This window comes from Alteribacter aurantiacus DSM 18675, assembly GCF_000429705.1.
Lineage (GTDB): Bacteria > Bacillota > Bacilli > Bacillales > Salisediminibacteriaceae > Alteribacter > Alteribacter aurantiacus.
Map to the genome: position 1 here is coordinate 2,072,223 of NZ_KE386941.1, position 22,396 is coordinate 2,094,618.

Annotated in this window: 19 protein-coding genes; 1 reads left to right on the forward strand and 18 read right to left on the reverse strand. The window is 42.0% G+C overall.

Annotated features, from left to right (window positions below):
• Window positions 1-69: 69 nt before the first annotated feature.
• The 12 genes from G476_RS0113855 to G476_RS0113910 form a co-directional block, all read right to left on the reverse strand.
• On the reverse strand, window positions 70-1,095 hold the full coding sequence (locus tag G476_RS0113855) for a glyceraldehyde-3-phosphate dehydrogenase (RefSeq protein WP_026690630.1): 1,026 nt from the start codon (window positions 1,093-1,095) through the stop codon (window positions 70-72).
• Window positions 1,096-1,430: 335 nt separating this feature from the next.
• A complete protein-coding gene (coaE, locus tag G476_RS0113860; RefSeq protein ID WP_026690631.1) occupies window positions 1,431-2,030 on the reverse strand; it encodes a dephospho-CoA kinase in 600 nt (199 codons plus the stop codon).
• An 18-nt stretch (window positions 2,031-2,048) separates the two neighbouring features.
• Window positions 2,049-2,687, reverse strand: coding sequence for a sporulation membrane protein YtaF (gene ytaF / locus G476_RS0113865; RefSeq protein WP_026690632.1), 639 nt, complete (start codon window positions 2,685-2,687; stop codon window positions 2,049-2,051).
• Between the two features lie 82 nt (window positions 2,688-2,769).
• Window positions 2,770-3,597: a DNA-formamidopyrimidine glycosylase gene (gene mutM, locus G476_RS0113870; protein ID WP_026690633.1), complete on the reverse strand. Its 828-nt coding sequence runs from the start codon at window positions 3,595-3,597 to the stop codon at window positions 2,770-2,772.
• 18 nt (window positions 3,598-3,615) lie between these two features.
• A complete protein-coding gene (gene polA / locus G476_RS0113875; RefSeq protein ID WP_425387223.1) occupies window positions 3,616-6,252 on the reverse strand; it encodes a DNA polymerase I in 2,637 nt (878 codons plus the stop codon).
• A gap of 323 nt (window positions 6,253-6,575) precedes the next feature.
• Window positions 6,576-8,360 (reverse strand): two-component system histidine kinase PnpS, encoded by a 1,785-nt coding sequence (gene pnpS, locus G476_RS0113880; protein WP_026690635.1) that lies wholly within the window; start codon window positions 8,358-8,360, stop codon window positions 6,576-6,578.
• Window positions 8,353-9,069, reverse strand: coding sequence for a response regulator transcription factor (locus G476_RS0113885; RefSeq protein ID WP_026690636.1), 717 nt, complete (start codon window positions 9,067-9,069; stop codon window positions 8,353-8,355). Before G476_RS0113885 ends, pnpS begins: the two co-directional genes overlap by 8 nt.
• Window positions 9,070-9,377: 308 nt before the next feature.
• Complete coding sequence (locus G476_RS0113890; RefSeq protein ID WP_026690637.1) at window positions 9,378-9,857, reverse strand: MaoC/PaaZ C-terminal domain-containing protein; 480 nt, start codon at window positions 9,855-9,857, stop codon at window positions 9,378-9,380.
• Window positions 9,858-10,042: 185 nt separating this feature from the next.
• Window positions 10,043-10,981: a malate dehydrogenase gene (mdh, locus tag G476_RS0113895; protein WP_026690638.1), complete on the reverse strand. Its 939-nt coding sequence runs from the start codon at window positions 10,979-10,981 to the stop codon at window positions 10,043-10,045.
• Window positions 10,982-11,197: 216 nt separating this feature from the next.
• Window positions 11,198-12,460 (reverse strand): NADP-dependent isocitrate dehydrogenase, encoded by a 1,263-nt coding sequence (icd, locus tag G476_RS0113900; protein WP_035186524.1) that lies wholly within the window; start codon window positions 12,458-12,460, stop codon window positions 11,198-11,200.
• Between the two features lie 114 nt (window positions 12,461-12,574).
• Window positions 12,575-13,690, reverse strand: a complete 1,116-nt coding sequence (citZ, locus tag G476_RS0113905) for a citrate synthase (protein WP_026690640.1) — start codon at window positions 13,688-13,690, stop codon at window positions 12,575-12,577.
• 409 nt (window positions 13,691-14,099) lie between these two features.
• Window positions 14,100-14,573, reverse strand: coding sequence for a DUF441 domain-containing protein (locus G476_RS0113910; protein WP_026690641.1), 474 nt, complete (start codon window positions 14,571-14,573; stop codon window positions 14,100-14,102).
• Window positions 14,574-14,657: 84 nt separating this feature from the next.
• Here G476_RS0113910 and ytvI point away from each other — a divergent pair, with 84 nt between their 5' ends.
• Window positions 14,658-15,773, forward strand: a complete 1,116-nt coding sequence (ytvI, locus tag G476_RS0113915) for a sporulation integral membrane protein YtvI (protein WP_026690642.1) — start codon at window positions 14,658-14,660, stop codon at window positions 15,771-15,773.
• Between the two features lie 48 nt (window positions 15,774-15,821).
• Here ytvI and G476_RS0113920 read toward each other — a convergent pair whose 3' ends face one another.
• The 6 genes from G476_RS0113920 to G476_RS0113945 all read right to left on the reverse strand — a co-directional run bounded on the left by G476_RS0113920 (window position 15,822) and on the right by G476_RS0113945 (window position 22,344).
• On the reverse strand, window positions 15,822-16,223 hold the full coding sequence (locus tag G476_RS0113920; protein WP_026690643.1) for an FxsA family protein: 402 nt from the start codon (window positions 16,221-16,223) through the stop codon (window positions 15,822-15,824).
• Between the two features lie 403 nt (window positions 16,224-16,626).
• Window positions 16,627-18,381, reverse strand: a complete 1,755-nt coding sequence (pyk, locus tag G476_RS0113925) for a pyruvate kinase (protein ID WP_026690644.1) — start codon at window positions 18,379-18,381, stop codon at window positions 16,627-16,629.
• An 84-nt stretch (window positions 18,382-18,465) separates the two neighbouring features.
• Entirely contained in the window at window positions 18,466-19,425 is a 960-nt protein-coding gene (pfkA, locus tag G476_RS0113930; protein WP_026690645.1) for a 6-phosphofructokinase, read from the reverse strand.
• A 221-nt stretch (window positions 19,426-19,646) separates the two neighbouring features.
• Window positions 19,647-20,624, reverse strand: a complete 978-nt coding sequence (accA, locus tag G476_RS0113935; protein WP_026690646.1) for an acetyl-CoA carboxylase carboxyl transferase subunit alpha — start codon at window positions 20,622-20,624, stop codon at window positions 19,647-19,649.
• Window positions 20,625-20,626: 2 nt separating this feature from the next.
• A complete protein-coding gene (gene accD, locus G476_RS22065) occupies window positions 20,627-21,526 on the reverse strand; it encodes an acetyl-CoA carboxylase, carboxyltransferase subunit beta (RefSeq protein WP_051314863.1) in 900 nt (299 codons plus the stop codon).
• Window positions 21,527-21,678: 152 nt separating this feature from the next.
• On the reverse strand, window positions 21,679-22,344 hold the full coding sequence (locus tag G476_RS0113945) for a FadR/GntR family transcriptional regulator (protein ID WP_026690647.1): 666 nt from the start codon (window positions 22,342-22,344) through the stop codon (window positions 21,679-21,681).
• Window positions 22,345-22,396 lie beyond the last annotated feature (52 nt).

Sequence of the window (22,396 nt, forward strand, 5' to 3'; positions counted from 1 at the left end):
CTTTGCATTTTTTTTGCAATGGTTTTTTAGAGGGAAAAATGAGCCAAGGAACCATGGTACAAACGGTATTTATGCAGTAACTTCCGATTCAGCCTTAAGAGCTTCACCTACATACTCAATTACATCAACAACACGGCAAGAATATCCCCATTCATTATCGTACCAAGCAAGGACTTTCACTTGTCGGTTGTTCAGAACCATCGTAGATAGACCATCGATGATCGATGAATTTTCGTTTCCGTTAAAGTCTACGCTTACTAAAGGTTCATCAGAAAACCCTAGAATACCTTTTAGTTCGTTCTCAGAAGCTGCCTTCAATACATCATTTACTTCCTCAACAGTCACATCCGTATAGAGATCAACAACCAAGTCCACAAGAGAAACATTTGGCGTAGGGACACGAAGAGCCATTCCGTTTAGCTTTCCTTCCAATTCAGGCAACACTTTTGAAAGGGCTTTGGCAGCTCCTGTCGTAGTAGGTATAATAGATTGTCCGCAAGCTCTTGCACGGCGAAGATCTTTATGTGGATTATCAATATTTTTTTGGTCATTCGTGTAAGCATGAACGGTCGTCATCATACCGGACTGAATCCCAAAGCGATCGTTTAAGACTTTGGCTACCGGTGCCAAACAGTTTGTTGTACAAGAAGCATTTGAAATAATGTTGTGCGTATTTGGGTCGTAATCTTTTTCATTGACTCCATAAACAATCGTAATATCTTCATCCTTTCCGGGAGCTGTGATGACAACTTTCTTTGCTCCTGCTTCAAGGTGATAAGAGGCTGTTTCTTTTGATTTAAATTTACCAGTCGCTTCAACGACAATATCTACTCCAAGTTCCTTCCAAGGAAGTTCCAACGGATTCCTGTTATTCAATAATTTCACTTTGGTACCGTTTACAATTAAGTGATCATCAAATGCTTCTACATCTCCCATAAACGGACCGTGTACAGTATCATGTTTAATCAAGTGAGCCAACGTTTCGGCAGGGTATGAAGCGTTAATTGCCGCTACGGATAATTTAGTGTCTAATACTGCCTTTCGAAAAACCATTCTGCCGATTCGGCCAAAACCGTTAATTGCGATTGTCGTCATTAGAAAAGGCCCCTTCCATCGTATATGTGTTATACTTTATATCCTTAAAATCATTTTTAGTATAACATATATTATGCAAGCAGTACTCTTTTTTCGAATAATTTTTCGCGAATGTGCGTTTGACTAGTTTACTAAGTATTTAGCTGATCGAATGGTCTTACAAGAAATGAAATCTCACTAATATTCATGCTTTTATTTCCCAAAATAAAAAGAGCCTAAGACAAAAGTGTTTTTTGAGTCAAATCGAACAATGGTATGCGGCTTATATTACGCCGCATACCATTGTTCGATTTCTACAATAAACACTTACTTTTTGTCCCAGCCTCTTATGACCCCTAAACCACATTCCATTCTTTTAAAACAGCTCTTACTTCGTTTTTTGTATCTTCGATGGATCCACTGTTATTGACCACTTTATCTACGTGCTCTTGTTTTTCATCCAATGGCATTTGCGAACGAATTCTACTTTGAGCTTCTTCCTCACTAGAATCGTCTCTCTTCATTAACCGTTGAAGCTGCGTGTCAGCATCCACGTATACAAGAAGGGTTTTATCCACGAGATAGTCGAGCTCACTCTCAATCAGCAACGGAATATCAAGTACGACGTGATCGTGTCCTGATTGTAAATAATCGTCCCGACGCTTCTTCATTTCTGCTCGCACAGCAGGATGCACGATGCTGTTCAATTGCTCTCTCTTCTTCTGATCGTTAAAAATTATGGCACCTAATTTTTTTCGGTGAATATTACCGTCCTCATTAAGAATCTGTTCACCGAAAGCTTGTACAATTTGGTTAAAAGCCTCTTGCCCGGGCTCAACGACTTCCCGGGCAATTACATCGGCATCGACCACCGGAATATTCCACTCTTTAAACATAGCGGACACGGTGCTTTTCCCGCTCGCAATTCCACCTGTTAATCCGATAATCATCTGAATGTTTCACCTGCTTTCCTCTTATAATTTCCAAATCCCTAATAAGATAAGTACGAGTCCCGGAATAAAGGAAAGGCTTTTCATCCACCTAGCATCTGCAAAAACATATCCGCTTCTCATACCGAGTGTTAAACATAACGCACACATTGAGGCTACACTGACTGCCATCAACACAGGAGAAAAACCGATTAGTGCTGCACCAAGACCGGCACCAAAAGCATCCAGGGAAAGAGCTAAGCCAAGAAGAAACGCTTCTCGCCCCGTAATGGTTCCCGAGTTATCCAAGTCAGCTACCATCGGCTTTCTCAGAACTGTAATGACAATACCAAGTTTCTTAATTTCAAAGTTAAAGATGTACTCACGTTCTTCTTTTGTTTTCCGATCTTTCTTAGCGGGGTTGTAAATTTGATACAACGCCCAAGCTCCAATCAAAATAAGAATAAAGCCCCCAATTGTTTCAGCGACACCTGGGCTCATCACTCGTGCAATAGCTGTACCAATCGTCATCGCGATTAAAATTGAAGTTGCAGAGCAGAGTGCGATGAAGACAAGGGATCGAAGAGGCAATTTCATTTTTCTCAGACCATATGTGAGACCTACACCGAAGCTGTCCAAGCTAACAGCGAAGGCCAGTAGCAGTAAAGAAAGTAATTCCACCATCCTTAAGGCTCCTTCCCATAACCATCGATACGATAGTATATGGCATGAGCCCATCCAATGTACGAAGGAATTTTAATGAACGTTATCCCGGCTGACAGCTAGGACAAGTATGGGTACCACGACCACCAACGACAGATCGTTCGATTTCAGCTCCACACATTTTACACGCTTCACCGGTTTTTCCGTAAACAAATAGACGTTGTTGGAACATCCCCATTTCACCTTGACCATTCACATAAGATTTGATAGACGATCCCCCTTGCTGAACCGCTTCTTTTAACGTCTTCACTATCGCCCCGTGAAGTTTAACTGCTTCTTCATCCGTAATCGTATTGGCTCTTCTTTCAGGATGAATTCCTGCAAGGAAGAGGGCCTCATCTACATAGATATTTCCAAGGCCCGCCAGAACGGTTTGGTCCAAAAGAGCGGACTTGATAAAGCGTGTCGTTTTTAACAACTTCTGTCTTAAGTGGATAGGCGTAAAGGCTTCTGTAAAAGGTTCAACCCCTAAGTGCGAAAGAGGGAGGTGATGAAGCTCCTCACCTCTTTCAAAGAGATGCATCGTTCCGAATTTACGAACGTCCCGGTAACGTAGCTCTTCGCCACTCGTTAACAAAAACTGAACATGTGTATGTTTGTCCTTTTCTTCACTTGAAGAATAAAGACCATAACGACCTTCCATCCTTAAATGCGACACGAGCGTCCACGAGTCCAAGTGGAACAAAAGGAACTTGCCTCGTCTTCCGACCCCTTGGAATGTCTCTCCTTTAAGCATGTCTGTAAACGCCTGTCTGTCATCCGGTCGTTTAATCATCTTCGGCCAATGAATGATCACATCTTCAATTGTTTTTCCTACCACGAGCTGTTCAAGGGTTCGTTTGACTGTTTCTACTTCCGGTAATTCAGGCATCAACATTCATCCTTCACATTATTTTGCATCGTACCATGTGCTTCCGTATGAATAGTCCACTTTCAATGGCACATCGAGTTCAATGGCATTCTCCATCACTTCAGGCACAAGCTTTTTCATCGTTTCAATTTCATCCTCGACAACTTCAAAGATCAATTCATCGTGTACGGATAATAGGAGGCTTGATTTGAGGTTTTCCTCTTCCATCCTCTCTGCAATATCAACCATCGCTTTTTTGATTACGTCAGCAGCACTACCTTGAATCGGCGTGTTCATCGCTGTACGCTCCGCGAAACTTCTTTGGTTAAAATTGCGGCTTGTGATTTCAGGCAAATAGCGGCGGCGGTTTAACATCGTCGTCACATAGCCTTTGTCTCTTGCTTCATCCACAATGTTTTCCATGTAATTTTTAACACCAGGGAAACTCTCGAAGTAACGATCGATAAAGCTCTTCGCTTCTTTTCGTGTAATACCGAGACTTTGAGAAAGGCCATAATCACTAATTCCGTATACAATTCCGAAGTTGACCGCTTTGGCTGTTCGTCTCATGTTGCCCGTCACCTCGTCCCGAGCGACGTTAAACACGTCCATAGCCGTCTTTGTATGGATATCCATGTCTTCACGGAAGGCTTTTACCAATGTTTCATCCTGACAAATATGAGCAAGAACACGAAGCTCAATTTGAGAGTAGTCCGCCGCAAAAATAACGGCATTTTCTCTTTCTGGCACGAATGCATGGCGAATTTTACGCCCTTCTTCCAATCGGATCGGAATGTTTTGCAAGTTTGGCTCCGTCGAGCTTAAACGGCCCGTTTGAGTTAAAGATTGATTAAAGATGGTATGAATTTTACCTGTCTTCTTATGGATCACCTTTAAGAGCCCTTCAATATAAGTCGAATTCAATTTTCCAAGTTGACGATATAATAGAATTTTCTCCACAACTTCGTGCTGATCTTGAAGCTTTTCCAAAACATCAGCTGAGGTGGAGTAGCCGGTTTTCGTTTTCTTAATAACAGGGAGTTGCAGCTTTTCAAAAAGGACTTCTCCTAGTTGCTTAGGTGAATTTATGTTAAAAGTCGTTCCTGCAAGTTCATGAATATCTGCTTCAATTTCAGCTAATTTCTTTTCTAGCTCTGCCCCCATGTTTTCTAATTCACTTCGGTCAACAGACACACCGTGCATCTCCATACGTCCTAAAATAACACTCAATGGCATTTCCAAATCGTAAAACAATTCTTTTTGTTCATTTGCATTCAATTCTTCATCCAGTTCATCTCGCAGCTCATAAATGGCTTTTGCTTTTCTGCCCAGATGTTGAAACAAGGCTTGCCCTTCGGCTACTTTTCGTTTCTTCCCTTTTCCATACACCGCCTCGTCATGATGAACACGTGTACTCTTTTTTCTTTCTGAGACATCTGCCAAGTCGTGTGCACTAGTAGAAGGATCGATCAAATATGAAGCAATCTGAACATCAAACTCGACCCCGTCAAGAGCAATCCCTTCCCAACCGAGTGCTACAACAGAGCGTTTTGCATCATACATATATTTGCTATGGCCTTGATCTTTTGCCCACTCTGTAAATACATCATTTTTAAGGGCTACCTCAGTAGGAATAAAATACGTTCCGGTTTCATTCGAAATACCAAATCCTACAATGTCGGCTTGGTGGTAATTCTCATCCAGTGCTTCAACCACCAATGACGATGGAGAGACAAGGATGTCTTTTGTAATCTCAGAGACTTCTGTAACGCTCAGCTCTTCCATCTCTTCTGCGTCGGCTTCTTGATCTCCATCGAACTTTTCAAGCAGGGACTTGAATTCCAAGTCTTTAAATAAAGCCACAACCTTCTCTTGATCATGGTCGCCCATCTTGGTGTCTTCGAATGTGACATCAACCGGAACGTCAAGCATAATTGTTGCCAGTTCTTTACTCATTAACGCCTGTTCTTTATTGGCTTCAAGCTTTTCTTTCAGCTTTTTGCCGGACACTGCATCCAAGTTCTCATAAACCCCTTCTACTGTTTGATGGGCTTTAAGAAGCTTGAGTGCCGTTTTTTCTCCTACACCGGGAACGCCGGGAATGTTATCAGAACTATCACCCATGAGTCCCTTCATATCAATGATTTGAATAGGTGTAATCCCGTATTTTTCATCTACTAATTTCTCGTCGTATGTATCCATATTCGTGATACCTTTTTTCATCATCGCTACATGAATGTGATCGTCTACCAGTTGAAGTAAATCTTTGTCTCCTGTATACACTTTCACTTCCCAATTTTCTTTTGACGCTTGTTTACTTAATGTACCGATAATGTCGTCAGCTTCATAGTTTTCCTTTTCGTAATGCTTGATTCGAAACGCGTCAAGGAGCTCTCTCATGTATGGAAGCTGCTCGGAAAGTTCAGGAGGCGTCTTCTCACGCTTCCCTTTATATTCTTGAAACGTTTTATGCCGAAATGTTGTTTTTCCCGCATCAAAGGCTACAAGCATATGGGTTGGTTTTTCTTCTTCTAATACCTTTAAAATCATAGTCGTGAAGCCATAGATGGCATTTGTATAAATACCTTTTTCTGTGTTTAACAAAGGTAGAGCAAAAAAAGCGCGATAAGCTACACTGTTTCCGTCTACTAGAACAAGTTTGTTCAAGGATAACACCCCAGTTTTTATTATTAACGGTCATGTCACAACCGTTTAAAGTCGTATGCCTATTTTATCAAACTTGAGAGAGAGAAGGAAATTGAAGGTGAGGTTAGTCTGTTTTTTTCCTTGAAGGGAGTAGCCAGATAGCTCTTTATTTCACGAAGGGCCAGTTATAACATAAAAAAAGGCCGGAAGCTCAGGGGTGGGCTTCCGGCTAAACAAGGGGATGTAACATAAATGCAATCAAGAGAGATTACATTCATATGAAACAGTACATGTATACTGTACCGAATCACTTTTAAGATGAAGTGTAGAAATTGTAAAGTTCCTGTAAAGATTTACATCTCTTTCTTATCTTCAACCTTCTTTTTGAAGAACGTGACTTTAAACGTCGTTCCTTTATTCACTTCACTTGTCACGTCCAGCTTCGCTTTGTGTGCTTCCGACAAGTGTTTGACAATAGCCAAGCCAAGTCCTGTTCCACCAGAATTTCGTGAACGCGCACGGTCCACCCGATAAAAACGTTCAAAAAGCCTTGGTAATTCTTTTTTGCTTATTCCAATCCCTGTATCTTCCACTTCCAACAAGACAGTTTGAGACTGCTCGCGCAACCTCATGGATACACTTCCACCTTCACTCGTATACGAAATGGCGTTGTTGACAAGGTTCAAAATGACTTGCTTTAACCGGTGAGGATCTCCTTCAATCATTGGGTCCCCTATCACCTTTGTTTTTAACTCGATTTTTTTCTTGTCTGCTTGATCTTGAAGCATCACTTTCACATCTTCAATCATCTCTTGAAGGTCTACCTTTTGCCAATTTAACTGGAAATGGTTCCCTTCTATCTTGGAGAGTTCGAGGAGGTCTTGAATTAAACTTTCAAGGCGGTCCGACTCCTTCGAAATAATGGTTAAGAACTTTTCACGTAACGTCGGATCTTCCATCGCACCTGCCAGTAGGGTCTCTGTGAATCCTTTTAACGATGTGACCGGTGTTTTCAACTCGTGAGATACGTTAGCCACAAAGTCTTTACGGGCTTGCTCGAGTTTCTTCAGTTCAGTTATATCATGAAAAACAAGAACGATACCTCGAAGTTTTTCATTCGATCCTATAATTGGGGCACCATACACGTCAAAATGACGCATCTCAATCCCGATGGGCAGCTCTAAGTGTCTTCTCTTTCCCCTTTCGGTAAGAAAGATTTCTTGAACGAGCTTAATTACTTTTTTATGCCCAATCGCTTTGTAATAAAGCTTGTGAAGCCACTGGTCCGTGTCCTCTTTAAACAATTCTTTGCATGAGCGATTCACCAGAGTGATATCGCCTTTTGCATTGATTAAAAGAAGCCCACTGCCCATGTTTTCAATGAGCGTTTCCAAATGTTCTTGCTGCATTTGATAGGTTTTCGTTATTTGTCCCAAGTTTTCAGCCAAGACGTTTAACGACCGATTTAAATGACCTGTTTCATTGGCTTCCCCTTCAAAGGTTCTCGCTTTGAAATTTCCTTGTGCCAATTGCTTGGCCACTCTCGTTGCTTCTTCAATCGGCGCAATCATTTGGTTGGTTAACTTCGATGTGAGAGAGAAGATGATTAAAAAGGCAATCGAAAAGCTAACAAGTAAAAAGATCCAGATGCTTCGATAAACTCGGTTCATTTCTCCAAGCGTGAGACCAAGCCTTAAGTAACCAATCGTTTCACCGTTTTCTTCCAGTCTTGTCGCATAATACAAAAGTTCTTCCCCTACCGTATTGCTCATCCTGATTTCTTTGCTTTCCCCTTCACTCACCGCTTGCTCGATTTCCGGTCTGGTACTATAATCTTGGTCTTGCCCGGGTGGATCTGCTGATTCTGCAATGACTGTTCTATCTGCATCCAACAAGGTAATCCGAACGTCCAAGCGGGAAGCGAGGATCCCCATGACCTCTTCCAATTGAGCAGTATTCTCCATCCCTATTTCCTGGACATTATAAGCAACAACACCAGCTTCCTTTTCTATGCGATCTCCCATCCGTTCAAAGTAAAATTCTTTGAAAAGAGGACCTAATAATGCCCCAAGGCAAGCTAGAACGATAAAAACGATAACGGTTAAAGGAAAGATAAACCGCGCGCGGTAACTATTCATTCAGGGCAGGCTCCTCCAACTTATAGCCGAGTCCTCTGATTGTTTTTATATAAACAGGCTTTTTTGTGTTCGGTTCGATTTTTTCACGAAGATGACTGATATGCACATCCACAATACGAGTGTCCCCTACAAATTCGTAATTCCAAACCGCATTCAACAACTGGTCCCGTGTGAGCACACGACCTTTATGGTTAACCAAGTATAGAAGAAGCTCAAATTCCTTTGGTGTAAGCTCCATCGGTTGATTCTTCAAGAACACTTCGTAATTATCAGGAAAAATCTCAACATCACCAATTGTAATTTTGTGTACTTCTTTTTTAGATTCCGATTCTGAAGAAGTCACTTGAGTCCTGCGAAGAATCGCTCTGATTCTTGCTACCACTTCTCTTGGACTAAATGGCTTCGTTAAGTAATCGTCAGCTCCGAGTTCAAGACCAAGAACTTTGTCAAACTCATCGTCTTTCGCAGTTAACATAAGAATTGGAGTCATGATTTTGTTTTGACGGAGCTGTTTACATACTTCCAAACCGTCCATTTCTGGAAGCATCAAGTCGAGAACAATGAGATTAAAGGTTTGGTTGGCAGCTTCATCTAATGCCGATTTCCCATCCATGGCAGTGGTTACTGTAAAGCCTGCCTGCTCTAGATTAAATTGCAAAAGGGTAACAATGGATTCCTCATCGTCTACGACAAGTACTTTTTGAGACATGTATAATTCCTCCCGCGCCTGTCTTTAACCCCCTGTAGTCAAAGCAGAACAAGATAATATATGTACTGTTCCATATTTCTTTAATGATGATAAGAGATGGATAACCATCCTTTCTTTCATATTACTATATTTTTATATTTTTACAAAGACTATGTAAACATATGTGAGTAGCTAAATTCTCTAGTCATCAAGAGATTAAAATATGATTATTCCTTTACATTCGAAGTTGCTAGGAATTAACATCCATTTATATCATTCCTAATATTTACAAATAAACAAAAAACCGCCTCTTTATAGAGACGGTTTTTTTAAAAGTTCTCGAACGTTCCTGCATCTTGGGTAACAGGCTTCCAAGGGTATGGAGGGCATGCAGTTATTTCCCCTTTTACAACGGTTCTTCCCTCTTGATCTGTACCATTGACTGCTAAGGTTACCCGGTGTTTTTTCTCATCTATATCCGTTACTTCAACGACGAGATTTAACGTACCGTAATGATAAAGTGGTTCTGTAAACTCAAGATTTTGACTAACGATTGCACTTCCTGGACCTGGCAGGTGCATGGAAACCGTTGAGTGAACAATCCCATTAATCATCAAATGAGGAACAATCGGCTTTTGAAAAGGTGTGCGGGCCGCATAGTCATGCTGAATATAGATTGGATTTGCATCATCGGATAACCCAAGATACAAAAGTATATCTTTATCTTCTATCTTTTTGGAGACTTCTACCTTTTCTCCTACTTGAAGATATTGAATGGTCGTACCGATTTTTCTTTTTTTCGTAAACACAGAGACATCCCTCCTGATTGAGTGTGGGTTCTTATATGAAGTTTACCCAATTCGTAAGCGCTTACAATTCTAATATAATAATGAACCCGGTTTGAATAAACCGGATTCATAATCAGTCGTTCCTTCGCAAAAGGCAGTCACCTTACTATTGATAGTCAGTTCCTGATCTTTACGTTGTTTCGACTTTATTTTACAAGAGATAAGATGTTGTTTACAGAATCAGCAGATTTTTTAAGCTCAGCTTTTTCTTCTTCAGTAAGATCAAGCTCAAGAATCTTCTCGATTCCACCGCCGCCAATGACAGTTGGGACACCTAAATACATGTCACTGTAGCCATATTCACCTTCAAGATAAGCAATCGTGGGGAGAATGCGCTTTTTGTCTTTAAGGATGGCTTCCACCATCTGTACAATGGAAGCCGCGGGTGCATAATAAGCACTTCCGTTGCCTAAAAGGTTTACAATTTCTCCGCCACCCTTACGCGTACGCTCAACAATGGCATCAAGACGCTCTTTTGAAATCAGCTTTTCAAGCGGGATTCCTCCTGCATAGGAGTATCGCAGCATTGGTACCATGTCGTCACCATGGCCACCAAGTACGAATCCGGAGACATCTTCCACACTTACGTTAAGCTCTTGGGCCACAAAAGTACGGAAGCGGGCTGTATCAAGAACGCCGGACTGGCCAAACACACGGTTTTTAGGGAATCCGGACTCTTTAAACACAGTGTAAGTCATCGTATCAACAGGATTAGTTAAGACAATAATGTAGCAATCCGGAGAAAATTTAACGATTTCTCGCGTCACTTTTTTCATAATGTCCGCGTTTGTGTTAACAAGGTCGTCACGGCTCATTCCGGGTTTACGTGGGAGTCCAGCTGTAATTACAACAATATCAGAGCCGGCAGTATCTTCGTAGTTGGACGTACCGACAATATTGGAATCGAAGCCTTGTACAGGAGAAGCCTCCAACATATCGAGTGCTTTTCCTTTTGTTGGATCTTCATTGTTGGGGATATCTACTAATACAACATCACCTAGCTCTTTTTGAGCAGCCATAAGTGCTGTCGTTGTTCCTGTAAATCCTCCACCAACAACCGTAATCTTTCTGCGTTTAATTGTCATTTTCTTGTTCCCCTCTCACTATTGTAATGTTGTTATGCTTTTTCCTAAAGGTGACTCCTTTTGAAATGCACTTGAAATTAAGAAAATTAACATGTAGCGGAAAGGATGGGCCAATATTTATAGCCTCGTTTCTTCAGACTACATGAACGTCTTTTAAACAACTTTTATGAAAGAAAGAGGGCGTTCCATCTATCAAAAGACGGAACGCTTTTTCTATTACAGGTTTTTAATTAGTTCTTGACCGAACTCGGAACATTTCACTTCCGTAGCTCCATCCATTAGACGAGCGAAGTCATACGTTACAACTTTGCTTGCAATCGTCTTATCCATAGAGTTCTCGATCATGTCAGCAGCTTCGTTCCAACCTAAGTGGCGAAGCATAAGAACACCGGATAATAATACGGAAGATGGATTCACTTTATCAAGACCAGCATACTTAGGTGCTGTTCCGTGAGTCGCTTCAAAGATCGCATGACCACTGTCGTAGTTAATGTTTGCACCAGGTGCAATTCCAATTCCACCTACTTGTGCAGCAAGTGCATCAGAAACGTAGTCCCCGTTAAGGTTCATTGTTGCTACTACGTCAAATTCTTTTGGACGAGTAAGAATCTGCTGTAAGAAGATATCAGCAATGGAATCCTTTACGATGATTTTGCCAGCTGCTTCTGCTTCAGACTGAGCTTTGTCTGCAGCTTCCCGACCGCTCTCTTCTGTAATTTTGTCGTATTCAGCCCATGTGAATACTTTATCGCCGAATTCTTTCTCAGCAAGCTCGTAGCCCCACTTTTTGAATCCGCCTTCTGTAAATTTCATAATGTTTCCTTTGTGAACAAGTGTTACACTCTTGCGACCTTCATCCAATGCATATTGGATTGCAGAGCGCACAAGACGATGAGTCCCTTCTTCAGATACTGGTTTAATACCGATACCAGACGTTTCTGGGAAACGAATTTTCGTAGCATTAAGCTCATCACGTAGGAACGCGATTAACTTCTTCGCTTCATCTGAACCTTTTTCATATTCAATACCTGCATAGATATCTTCAGAGTTCTCACGGAAGATAACCATATCTGTATCCTCAGGACGTTTAACCGGAGATGGAACACCTTCGAACCAACGAACTGGACGAACACATGCAAAAAGGTCAAGTTCTTGACGAAGAGCTACGTTTAAAGAACGAATGCCTCCACCGATTGGTGTTGTAAGAGGACCTTTGATCGCGATGAAGTATTCACGAATCATTTCTAACGTTTCTTCTGGAAGCCATTCACCTGTTTGATCAAATGCCTTTTGTCCAGCCAAAACTTCTTTCCACTCAATTTTCTTTTCGCCATTATAAGCTTTATCTACAGCTGCTTCAATTACACTGGAAGCGGCCGCCCAAATATCAGGACCAATACCGTCACCTTCAATGTAAGGAATCACCGGATTATTTGGTACGTTAAGTACCCCATTGTTTACTGTAATACGTTCTGCCATTTGTAAAAACCTCCTAAGTGTCATTCATTATGTAATGAAAGAAAAATGCACACCTCTACTCCTTTCGTCATAGAGGTCGCTTTTCCCTTCAATTTTCTCTAAAAAATTCGTAAATTATCGTTTTTCAATCGGTACCCAAGCCTGCTTATCCGGTCCTACATACTCTGCACGAGGACGGATCAAACGGTTGTTTTCATATTGCTCAAGGATGTGAGCTAACCATCCGGACACACGACTTACCGCAAAGATTGGCGTAAATAAGTCATGCTCAATACCTAGGCTGTGATAAACAGAAGCGGAGTAGAAATCGACATTTGGTAAAAGTCCTTTTTCACTTGTCACAATCTCGTCGATCTTCACACTCATGTCATACCATTTTGTCTCACCCGTGATTTTAGTCAGTTGACGACTCATTTCTTTCAAGTGCTTCGCACGAGGGTCGCCATCTTTATAAACACGGTGTCCGAATCCCATAATCTTTTCTTTGTTAGCTAAAGCTTTATGGATGTAGTCTTCTACTTTATCTTCTTCACCAATTTCTGAGAGCATTGCCATTACACGCTCGTTTGCCCCACCGTGAAGAGGACCTTTAAGTGCACCAATCGCTGCCGTCACACCTGAGTAAACATCAGAAAGTGTCGCTACACATACGCGTGCTGTAAATGTGGAAGCGTTAAGCTCGTGGTCTGCGTGAAGAACTAACGCTTTGTTGAAAGCTTCGATTGACGTCTCGTCCGGATCTTCGCCGTTTAGCATGTAAAGGAAGTTTGCAGCATAGCTTAGTTCCGGCTTAGGTGCAATCGGCTCCTTGCCTTCACGAATACGAGCGAAGGCTGTAACTATCGTTGGCATTTGAGCTTGGAGCTTCATCGCTTTTTTACGATTCGCCTCCTCTGTCATCTCATCTGCATCTTCATCAAACAATGCTAGATTCGATACAGCCGTACGCAATGCTGCCATCGGATGCACCTTATCGATTGGATACGTTTTCAATTGTTCTAGCACTTGATCTGGCACAGCTGAGTAGCCGTTCAACTCTTTTGTAAACGAATCAAGCTCCTCTTGAGATGGGAGTTTGTGATTCCAAAGCAAGTAAACGACCTCTTCAAACGTGGCATAATCGGCTAAATCGTCGATGTTATATCCGTTATACGTTAATACTCCATCAATAATAGAACTTACGCTGGATGTTGTTGCTACAATACCTTCCAAACCTTTTGTCGTACTCATACCAACCTCTCCTTTAGTTCATTATTTTTTCGTGGACTTACTCCTTATTCCCTTAACGATTCCCAAAAAAACTTCATCAGTCGTTGATCATAAAGGTTTCTTAAGCGGATCAAGGCATTGGGGAACATTGTCGCAAATTTTAAAGGGATTTGTTTTAGTAAAATAACATTCACTTTCAATCTCCCTCGTTCAATCTCCTATGTAAGTCATATCCCCCATCGATGGTAAGCGTTTTCTAGAATGTTTTCAAGGAGTTTAAACTCTTGTAGTTCAAATACATTTTTCAACAGTCAACTAATATTATAACGATTTTTTACAAGTTTGTGAACTTTAAATTATTAAATCAAAGCAAGATTCTAACTTATACTATTATTTTAATTTGTTTGACAGTTCACGTACAGTGACAATTTCACCCACCCATCGAGGTGAAAAATGACACGATTCTCATTGCCATATACGCAATTCCCGCCCCAATGAGTGGCCCTACAGCAACACCGTTGAACAGGGCTACAGCCAAAATGGTTCCAAAAACGAGAGCAGCTGTAATGTGAGGATCGTTTTGTAAAAGCTCTACCCCGTTAGCAGCAATAATAGCAACAAAAATACCCGCTCCTAGAGCTATCCATGCATAGGATGATCTTGTTGCTTCCACGAGTTCCTTAAATCCGATTTGACCTGTCACAATCGGGACCAATACGGCGATCGTAATAATCGTCACGCCAATGTGGATGCCTTTTTGTTGAAGTAATGGGAATGCTTTGTCTCCTAACCCCACCCACTTAATTAATAACAATACAACAACTGCAATGATGAGCGATTGATTTTTAGCGATGAGACCTATACCTAATAAAACGAGCATGAATAATGTTGATGGTGCGAACATAGTAATTCTCTCCTTACCTATTGTACAAGCCGGCATGTCTTCCCATTCTTCATCATAGTATGGAGAAGAGAGGAGGCGAGATTTGTGCCTAAATGGACTGCTCCCTTAATTCGGGCCGGTGTTGTTATAGCTTTTTCACTCCTGTTTCTTTTAGGAGGATACTTGATTATCCGTTTTTTATATCCTTTTGTTATCGGTTTTATTTTAGCTCTCCTTCTTCTTCCTCTAGTAAACAAAGTGGAACGAGGGTTCGGATGGTCACGCTCTGCATCCGTACTCTTGGCTATGATTGGTCTTATTGTGGCTCTTCTCGCCTTTGTTACTGTAGCTGCTGTTGAAGTGGCCAATGGACTGATCTATTTATCCGGTGTCCTCCCTGGTTACATAAAGGACATGGCATTTACTATTGAAAATTGGGTCATGAACACAGCCCTTCCTATTTACGACAAAATCAATCACCTTGTCTTGTCTCTTGACTCCGGTCAACAGGATACAGTCACTCAGTCCATTCAATCCATTACAGGAGAGATAACGCAAAAGGCAAGTGAATTTATCCAAATCCTTTTAAACGGCTTTGCAGAGTTGCTATTAAGTTTGCCAAATACGATAACGATCATGTTGTTTTCAATTCTTTCGGCATTTTTTATTACAAAGGATTGGCCGCTTATTCTCAGTTGGTACCACCGACTCGTTCCAGACCAGGCCGTCCGTTATGTGAAAAGAATGTCAGAAGAGTGGAGAAAAGCCATATCCGGTTATGTGATTGCGCAGTTTATTCTCGTTGCCATGACAGGAACAATCGTTGTCATTGGACTTCTCATTCTCGGTGTAAAACATGCCATTACCACTGCCGTATTAATCGCCATTGTAGATGTGTTGCCCTACCTTGGGACGGGGATTGTATTTATTCCTTGGATCTTATACAGCTTCTTTTCAGGTGATTGGTTTATGTCGATTGGCTTAAGTATTATATACGGTATTGTCGTGGTTCAAAGACAAGTTGCAGAGCCGAAAGTGTTATCGCGGCATATCGGGGTCCATCCGTTACCTCTCTTGATTACATTGTTCTTAAGCTACCAACTTCTCGGCTTTGCCGGACTACTACTTGGTCCAATGATCCTCATTATCCTTCAGTCCTTGGTTAGGGCAGGTATTATACATGAAGTCGTTCGTTATGTTATCGGAAATGGAAAAACGTAATAAACAAACCGGCTGTGATAAACAGCCGGTTTGTTTGTCATCTTCACATTAAAACTTACGCCCGCGATAAAAAACAACATTACCCGATCGTATGGAGCGTTCAAACATCCGTTGCAAGAAGCCTTTAAAGATCGCACGGGTTTGTGGAATTAGTAAAAAGAATCCAAGTGCATCTGTAATAAAGCCTGGGGTAAGAAGAACCACTCCCCCTACCAAAATACAAATACCATCTAGTAAAACACCGCTAGGCACCTGGCCTTGAGTGGTTTGCATTTGTGCCGTTCGGATGGCGTTTAACCCCTCTTTTTTAGCAAGGGCGGCTCCTAAGATCCCTGTTGCAATTATGAGTAAAATCGTTGGGATGATCCCGATGGTGTTGCCGGAAAGGACCAACACTCCGATTTCCAAAGCAGGTACCACAATGAGCAAAAGTAAAAATAGTTTTCCCATAAAAGACCGTCTCCTTTAATGTGTATCTATAGCACCCAAGACGTGAGACGTACATGTGACTACCCTTTTATTTTAGCTATTTTTAAGGGTTTTGTCGAGGAAGGTGAGAGCGTCCAATCGAGACTCGTTCGTTTATAGGGGGGCGGGCAGTAAGAAACTAGAGGTTTCATTATATATTCGAGATATTCATTATAAATGGCGAAGGATTCAGTATATGTTCAAAAGATTCATCTTAAACCGGCCTGGATTCAGTATATTATCTGAAACATTCATTATAAAAGGCTCCGCGCTCACTCACCTTCAACGTCCTCATGTCTCCCATCATGCCTGCCCCTAACTTCTCCAAGATTCATACAAAAAAAAGCCGGCTTCATTTTCAATGAAACCGGCTCTATTTATAATTTTACAGTACGCTTGCTACACCTTTGTAAATGTTTCCGTGGCTTCCGTCGACTGTAATTTCGTCTCCGTCTGCAAAGAGGTCAGTAGCCCCTTCTACTCCAACGATGACAGGAATTCCAAGGTTTAGACCTACTACTGCTGCGTGAGAAGTAAGTCCTCCTTGTTCTGTAATCACAGCAGATGCTTTTTCGAACGCATCCATCATGTCACGGTCCGTGCTAGTTGTTACAAGGATTGCCCCTTGCTCCATCTTTTGAACAGCTTCGCTTCCGTCTTTCGCAATGACGACTTTACCGGAACGAGTTTTACGTCCGATCCCTTGTCCTTTGGCAGCAACTTCACCTACAACGTGGACTTTCATGATGTTTGTCGTTCCTCTTTCACCAACCGGTACACCAGCAGAGATAATAACAAGGTCACCATGGTTTACAAGGCCTGTCTTCAGAGACTCTTCAACGGCGGAAGAAAGCATTTCGTCCGTTGTTGTAGCCTTAGGTCCCAGTTGAGGGTGCACGCCCCATACAAGGCATAATGAGCGGCATACGCGCTCACTGTGAGTGATCGCAACGATCGGGCTTTGCGGACGATACTTGGATACCATACGCGCCGTGTGACCACTTTCTGTTGCAGTTAAAATCGCCGACGATTGCAAGTTAAGAGCAGTGTGCGCTACAGATTGACTGATTGAATCCGTGATCGTGTGCTCACTTTCTTTACTGCGACGACGAAGGATATCTTCGTACTTAAGAGCAGTTTCAGCTTTCTTTGCAATGTTGTTCATTGTTTGAACAGACTCTACAGGGTATGTTCCTGCTGCCGTTTCACCAGAAAGCATAATAGCATCAGTACCATCAAAGATCGCGTTCGCTACGTCACTTGCTTCCGCGCGTGTTGGACGAGGGTTACGTTGCATGGAGTCAAGCATTTGAGTAGCTGTGATAACCGGCTTACCAAGGCGGTTACACTTTTTGATGAGTTCTTTTTGAACAAGTGGTACATCTTCAGCCGGAATCTCTACTCCTAGGTCTCCACGAGCAACCATCAAACCGTCAGATACTTCAAGAATTTCATCGATGTTATCGACACCTTCTTGGTTTTCGATCTTCGGAATGATTTGAATGTGAGAGGCATTGTGCTTTTCAAGAAGCTCACGAATCTCAAGGACGTCAGAAGCACGACGGACGAAAGAAGCTGCGATAAAGTCAACGTCTTGCTCGATACCGAAGACGATGTCATTAGCATCCTTTTCTGTGATTCCCGGTAGATTTACACTTACACCAGGTACGTTTACACCTTTTTTGTTTTTTAACAAACCACTGTTAACGACTTCGGTTACAAGTTCACCGTCACCGATGGATTTCACGCGCAGTTCAATTAATCCATCATCCAATAGAAGAATAGAACCTTCGTGAACATCGTCAATAAGACCTGGATAAGTAATGGAGATCTTGGAAGCATTCCCTACTACTTCAGTCATGGAAACAATGACTTCAGAACCGCGCTCAAGCTGGGCTTGTCCACCTTCTAAAGTTTGTGTACGGATTTCAGGTCCTTTTGTGTCAAGAAGAATCGCGACTTTCTTTCCCGCTTTTTCAGCAGCAGAGCGGATGTTCTGGATACGAGCACCGTGCTCTTCATAATCACCGTGTGAAAAGTTCAACCTTGAAACGTTCATTCCCGCTTCAATTAAGCTGGATAGTTTTTCAATCGATTCACTCGCAGGTCCAATCGTACATACAATCTTTGTTTTTCTCATATTAAAAATCCTCCTCGAATATCTTGCTATCTAACACTAGTGTACACACAAGGACAACGGGTCCAAGGCATTGTACACAGAATCTTAAATGGAAAGTTCTTGAGACAATTTATACATCTCTTCATCAATCGTGTGTTCTCTTGACAAAGCTTCCTCAATGTCATGAGAGACGAGAACATTTTTCTCAATACCAACCATTTGTCCTTGCTTTCCGTTGATTAGGAGTTCAACCGCTTTAGCTCCTAAACGACTTGCGAGAACACGGTCGGAAGCCGTTGGTGAGCCTCCACGTTGGATGTGACCTAACACAGTCACTCGTGTTTCAAAATTCGTTTTTTCTTGAATTTCGCGACCAATATCTACACCAGAACCTACGCCTTCAGCAACAAGAATGATACTGTGCTTTTTACCACGTTCAGCACCGCGCTTAAGTCTGGATACAACATCATCCATGTTGTAATCTACTTCAGGAACCAAGATGGTCTCGGCACCATCCGCAAGTCCTGCCCACAAAGCAAGGTCCCCTGCGTCACGTCCCATCACTTCCACAACGTATGTACGTTCGTGAGAAGTAGCTGTATCACGAATTTTATCAATGGCGTCAATCACTGTGTTTAACGCCGTATCAAAACCAATGGTATAGTCCGTTCCAGCAATGTCATTATCAATCGTTCCCGGAACTCCAATTGTCGGGAAGCCATGCTCCGTTAGTTTACGAGCACCTTGGAAAGAGCCGTCTCCCCCAATAACAACAAGGCCTTCGATACCGAACTTGTTAAGCTGTTCAATACCTTTCTTTTGACCTTCCAATGTTTTGAATTCTTCACATCTAGCTGTATAAAGCATCGTTCCACCACGGTGGATGATATCACCTACAGAACCTAATTCCAATTTTTCAATTTGGCCACTAATTAAACCGGCATATCCTTGATAGATACCATAGACTTCAAGGTCATGGTAGATTGCTTTACGAACAACTGCACGAATGGCTGCGTTCATCCCTGGGGAGTCCCCACCACTTGTTAACACTCCAATGCGCTTCATTCGTTTCCTTCACCTCTTCATTTAACTTTTATGTGTAAAGAAAGCTTGCTTAAAAACCGGGACAAAAGTTTCACATCTTTATCCTAAGCTTTTCTTATACTATCCTTGATTGGCGTTTATACTCATATCGCAGTAATAAAAATAACACTTTCAAAACCTTATAGCAATAGACATCCTTACCCAAACAAAACAGCCGCCCCGACAAGGGATGGCTGCTTTCCTTAATTGGCGCCATTGGTACCGTTTACATAGTCGTAAGGTCCAATGTTTTTAAATTTTTCGTGACGTTTTTCAACAATTTCACTTTGATCGATTTCTGACAATTCTTTAAGGGCATTGGTAAGCGTTTCATCAATATACGTTGCCTGTTGCTCGATATTTCGATGAGCGCCCCCTCTTACCTCAGGAATAATGCCATCAATAAGCTTAAGTTCTCTTAAGTCCGGCGCCGTGATTTTCATTGTTTCAGCTGCTCGCTGAGCAAGGCCTGAATCCTTCCACAAGAGCGCGGCTGCACCTTCCGGGGAAATAACAGAGTAAGTCGAATTCTCTAACATATAAATGCGATCCCCTACACCAAGAGCCAAGGCACCACCACTTCCGCCTTCTCCGATAACAATACAGATAACAGGAACACTTAGGTCTGCCATTTCGATAAGGTTTCGGGCAATGGCTTCACTCTGTCCTCTCTCTTCAGCTGCAATACCAGGATACGCTCCTTTAGTATCGATAAAGTTAATAATCGGTCTATTAAACTTTTCCGCTTGTTTCATCAAACGCATCGCTTTGCGATAGCCTTCCGGATGGGGCATCCCAAAATTTCTACGAAGATTTTCTTTCGTTCCTTTACCTCGCTGGTGGCCGATGACTGTGACCGGCTGACCTTTGTATTTTGCAATTCCACCTACAATGGCCTCATCATCCCCGTACAAGCGGTCTCCGTGCAACTCCAAAAAATCTGTAAACAAACGCTCGATGTAATCAAGCGTTGTCGGTCTGTTGTTGTGCCTTGCAATCTGCACTCGATTCCACGGGCTCATATTCCCGTAAATGTCCTCTTCCAATTGCTCCATTCTCGATTCCAGCTTTTCAATTTCTCCTGAAAGATCAATTCCCTTTTCAGCAGTAAATGATTTCAATTCCGAAATTTTGGTACGTAATTCCGTAATCGGTTTTTCAAATGGTAAATCTTCAGCCATGATTACACCTCCTGTTCATTCGGCTCTTTTTGTTCTTCAACTTCACCCTCACTCAAAGGTGAGTGGATGCTCAGTATTGTTTTAAGAGTATCCTTCATGTCTTTACGCTCCACCACTCGGTCCAATTGACCATGTTTAAGGAGGAATTCTGCAGTCTGGAAGTCTTCAGGTAATTCTTGGCGAATCGTTTGTTCAATGATTCTTCGACCTGCAAAGCCAATCAATGCTTTGGGTTCAGCAAGGTTAATATCTCCGAGGGACGCAAAGCTTGCTGAAACACCACCAGTAGTTGGATGTGTCATAATTGAAATAAACAAACCGCCTGCATTATGCAGCTTGTTTAAGGCAGTACTCGTTTTTGCCATTTGCATGAGGCTGAAAACGCCTTCTTGCATTCTTGCTCCGCCCGATGCGGCGAAAAGAATAAATGGCATGTCCTCTACAATTGCTCGTTCAATTGCACGAACAATTTTTTCACCTACAACCGATCCCATACTCCCCATGCGAAAACGAGCATCCATCACGCCAACAACGGCTGGATAGCCGTCAATCTTCCCTTTTCCAGTTACAATAGCTTCGTTTAAACCGGTTTTCTCCCGGTCGGATTGGGATTTTTCAGGATATGACGGGAAGTCTAGGGGGTCTTTAGAAATGATATTTTGGTCAAACTCTTCGAAAGTACCCTCATCAAAGATCGTATCCAAACGATCATAAGCTGTTAGTCTATGATGAAAGCCACATGAATCACAAACACTGAGATTCTTTTTAAGTTCTTTTGTATACATTATGCTTTTACATTGGGGACACTTCGTCATCAGGCCTTCCGGTACCTCTTGCTTTGCTTCTTCGGAAGGTATGGTTGCATATTTCTTTTTCTTCTTTGAAAAAAGATCCCGTAACATACATATCACCTCTTTATCCATCTCTAAATAAGATCCAGCTTCATTATTCAAAAGGGTATTCTTTACCTGTAATTCGTAAATTTTTTCCATCATACCACTCAAGGATAGACGAATTCAAGATTGTTCGTGTTATCTTTATCTTCATTATTCTTTTAAAACCGACTATTTTCGAGGTGTTTTGAAAGGGCTTGAACAGCATCCTCTTCATTTCTACTCGTAATTGCCTCTAAAATTCTCTCATGCTCATGAATGGCATCCTCAGGACGCCCGCTCCTGGAAAGGGATTCTTTTAAAGCTACTTTGCTATACTCTACTAAAGGTCGCCAAATATTTAGCATCAACTTATTATGACAACTTTCAACAAGCGCTTTATGAAACAAGTAATCTTCTTCTACAGGAATAACCCCATCAGCCCACGTTTGTTTAGACTGCTCGATTAGGTGCTTCAACTTCTCCATTTGTTCCTCAGTAGCCCTTCTGCATGCTAATCGGACAGCTTCAATCTCAATGATCGACCTCGTTTCAGTTACATCTTGACGAGCTCTTGTGTCTCTTAAGAAAAAGCTCGCTAGTATTTCAGCCAGCCTATGTCCTCCAGCTCGTTGAATAAACGTCCCCTCACCTTTACGAGTCTCAATTAAATCCAATAGCTCCAAAGCACGAAGAGCTTCCCTCACTGAAGATCGACCAACTTCCAATCGTTCTGCAAGCTCTCTTTCGGAAGGGAGTTTGTCTCCTGGTAGAAGGTTATCTGTATGGATGATACGATCCAACTCTTTTAAAATATTCAGATATACTTTATTAGCTGGTGAGGTCATCAAGGTCCACCTGCTTTCGTTCACAATTGTAGAAGATGCCCTAAAAGGCTTT

What these genes read in the sequence shown, in the direction of transcription:
- mdh (WP_026690638.1), bottom strand. Translation starts at nt 10,981, where the DNA reads ATGACAATTAAACGCAGAAAGATTACGGTTGTTGGTGGAGGATTTACA.
- ytaF (WP_026690632.1), bottom strand. Translation starts at nt 2,687, where the DNA reads ATGGTGGAATTACTTTCTTTACTGCTACTGGCCTTCGCTGTTAGCTTG.
- mutM (WP_026690633.1), bottom strand. Translation starts at nt 3,597, where the DNA reads ATGCCTGAATTACCGGAAGTAGAAACAGTCAAACGAACCCTTGAACAG.
- G476_RS0113910 (WP_026690641.1), bottom strand. Translation starts at nt 14,573, where the DNA reads ATGTTCGCACCATCAACATTATTCATGCTCGTTTTATTAGGTATAGGT.
- G476_RS0113885 (WP_026690636.1), bottom strand. Translation starts at nt 9,069, where the DNA reads ATGTCTCAAAAAGTACTTGTCGTAGACGATGAGGAATCCATTGTTACC.
- accD (WP_051314863.1), bottom strand. Translation starts at nt 21,526, where the DNA reads ATGTTACGGGATCTTTTTTCAAAGAAGAAAAAGAAATATGCAACCATA.
- G476_RS0113945 (WP_026690647.1), bottom strand. Translation starts at nt 22,344, where the DNA reads ATGACCTCACCAGCTAATAAAGTATATCTGAATATTTTAAAAGAGTTG.
- G476_RS0113855 (WP_026690630.1), bottom strand. Translation starts at nt 1,095, where the DNA reads ATGACGACAATCGCAATTAACGGTTTTGGCCGAATCGGCAGAATGGTT.
- G476_RS0113920 (WP_026690643.1), bottom strand. Translation starts at nt 16,223, where the DNA reads ATGGGAAAACTATTTTTACTTTTGCTCATTGTGGTACCTGCTTTGGAA.
- accA (WP_026690646.1), bottom strand. Translation starts at nt 20,624, where the DNA reads ATGGCTGAAGATTTACCATTTGAAAAACCGATTACGGAATTACGTACC.
- pfkA (WP_026690645.1), bottom strand. Translation starts at nt 19,425, where the DNA reads ATGAAGCGCATTGGAGTGTTAACAAGTGGTGGGGACTCCCCAGGGATG.
- pyk (WP_026690644.1), bottom strand. Translation starts at nt 18,381, where the DNA reads ATGAGAAAAACAAAGATTGTATGTACGATTGGACCTGCGAGTGAATCG.
- citZ (WP_026690640.1), bottom strand. Translation starts at nt 13,690, where the DNA reads ATGAGTACGACAAAAGGTTTGGAAGGTATTGTAGCAACAACATCCAGC.
- icd (WP_035186524.1), bottom strand. Translation starts at nt 12,460, where the DNA reads ATGGCAGAACGTATTACAGTAAACAATGGGGTACTTAACGTACCAAAT.
- pnpS (WP_026690635.1), bottom strand. Translation starts at nt 8,360, where the DNA reads ATGAATAGTTACCGCGCGCGGTTTATCTTTCCTTTAACCGTTATCGTT.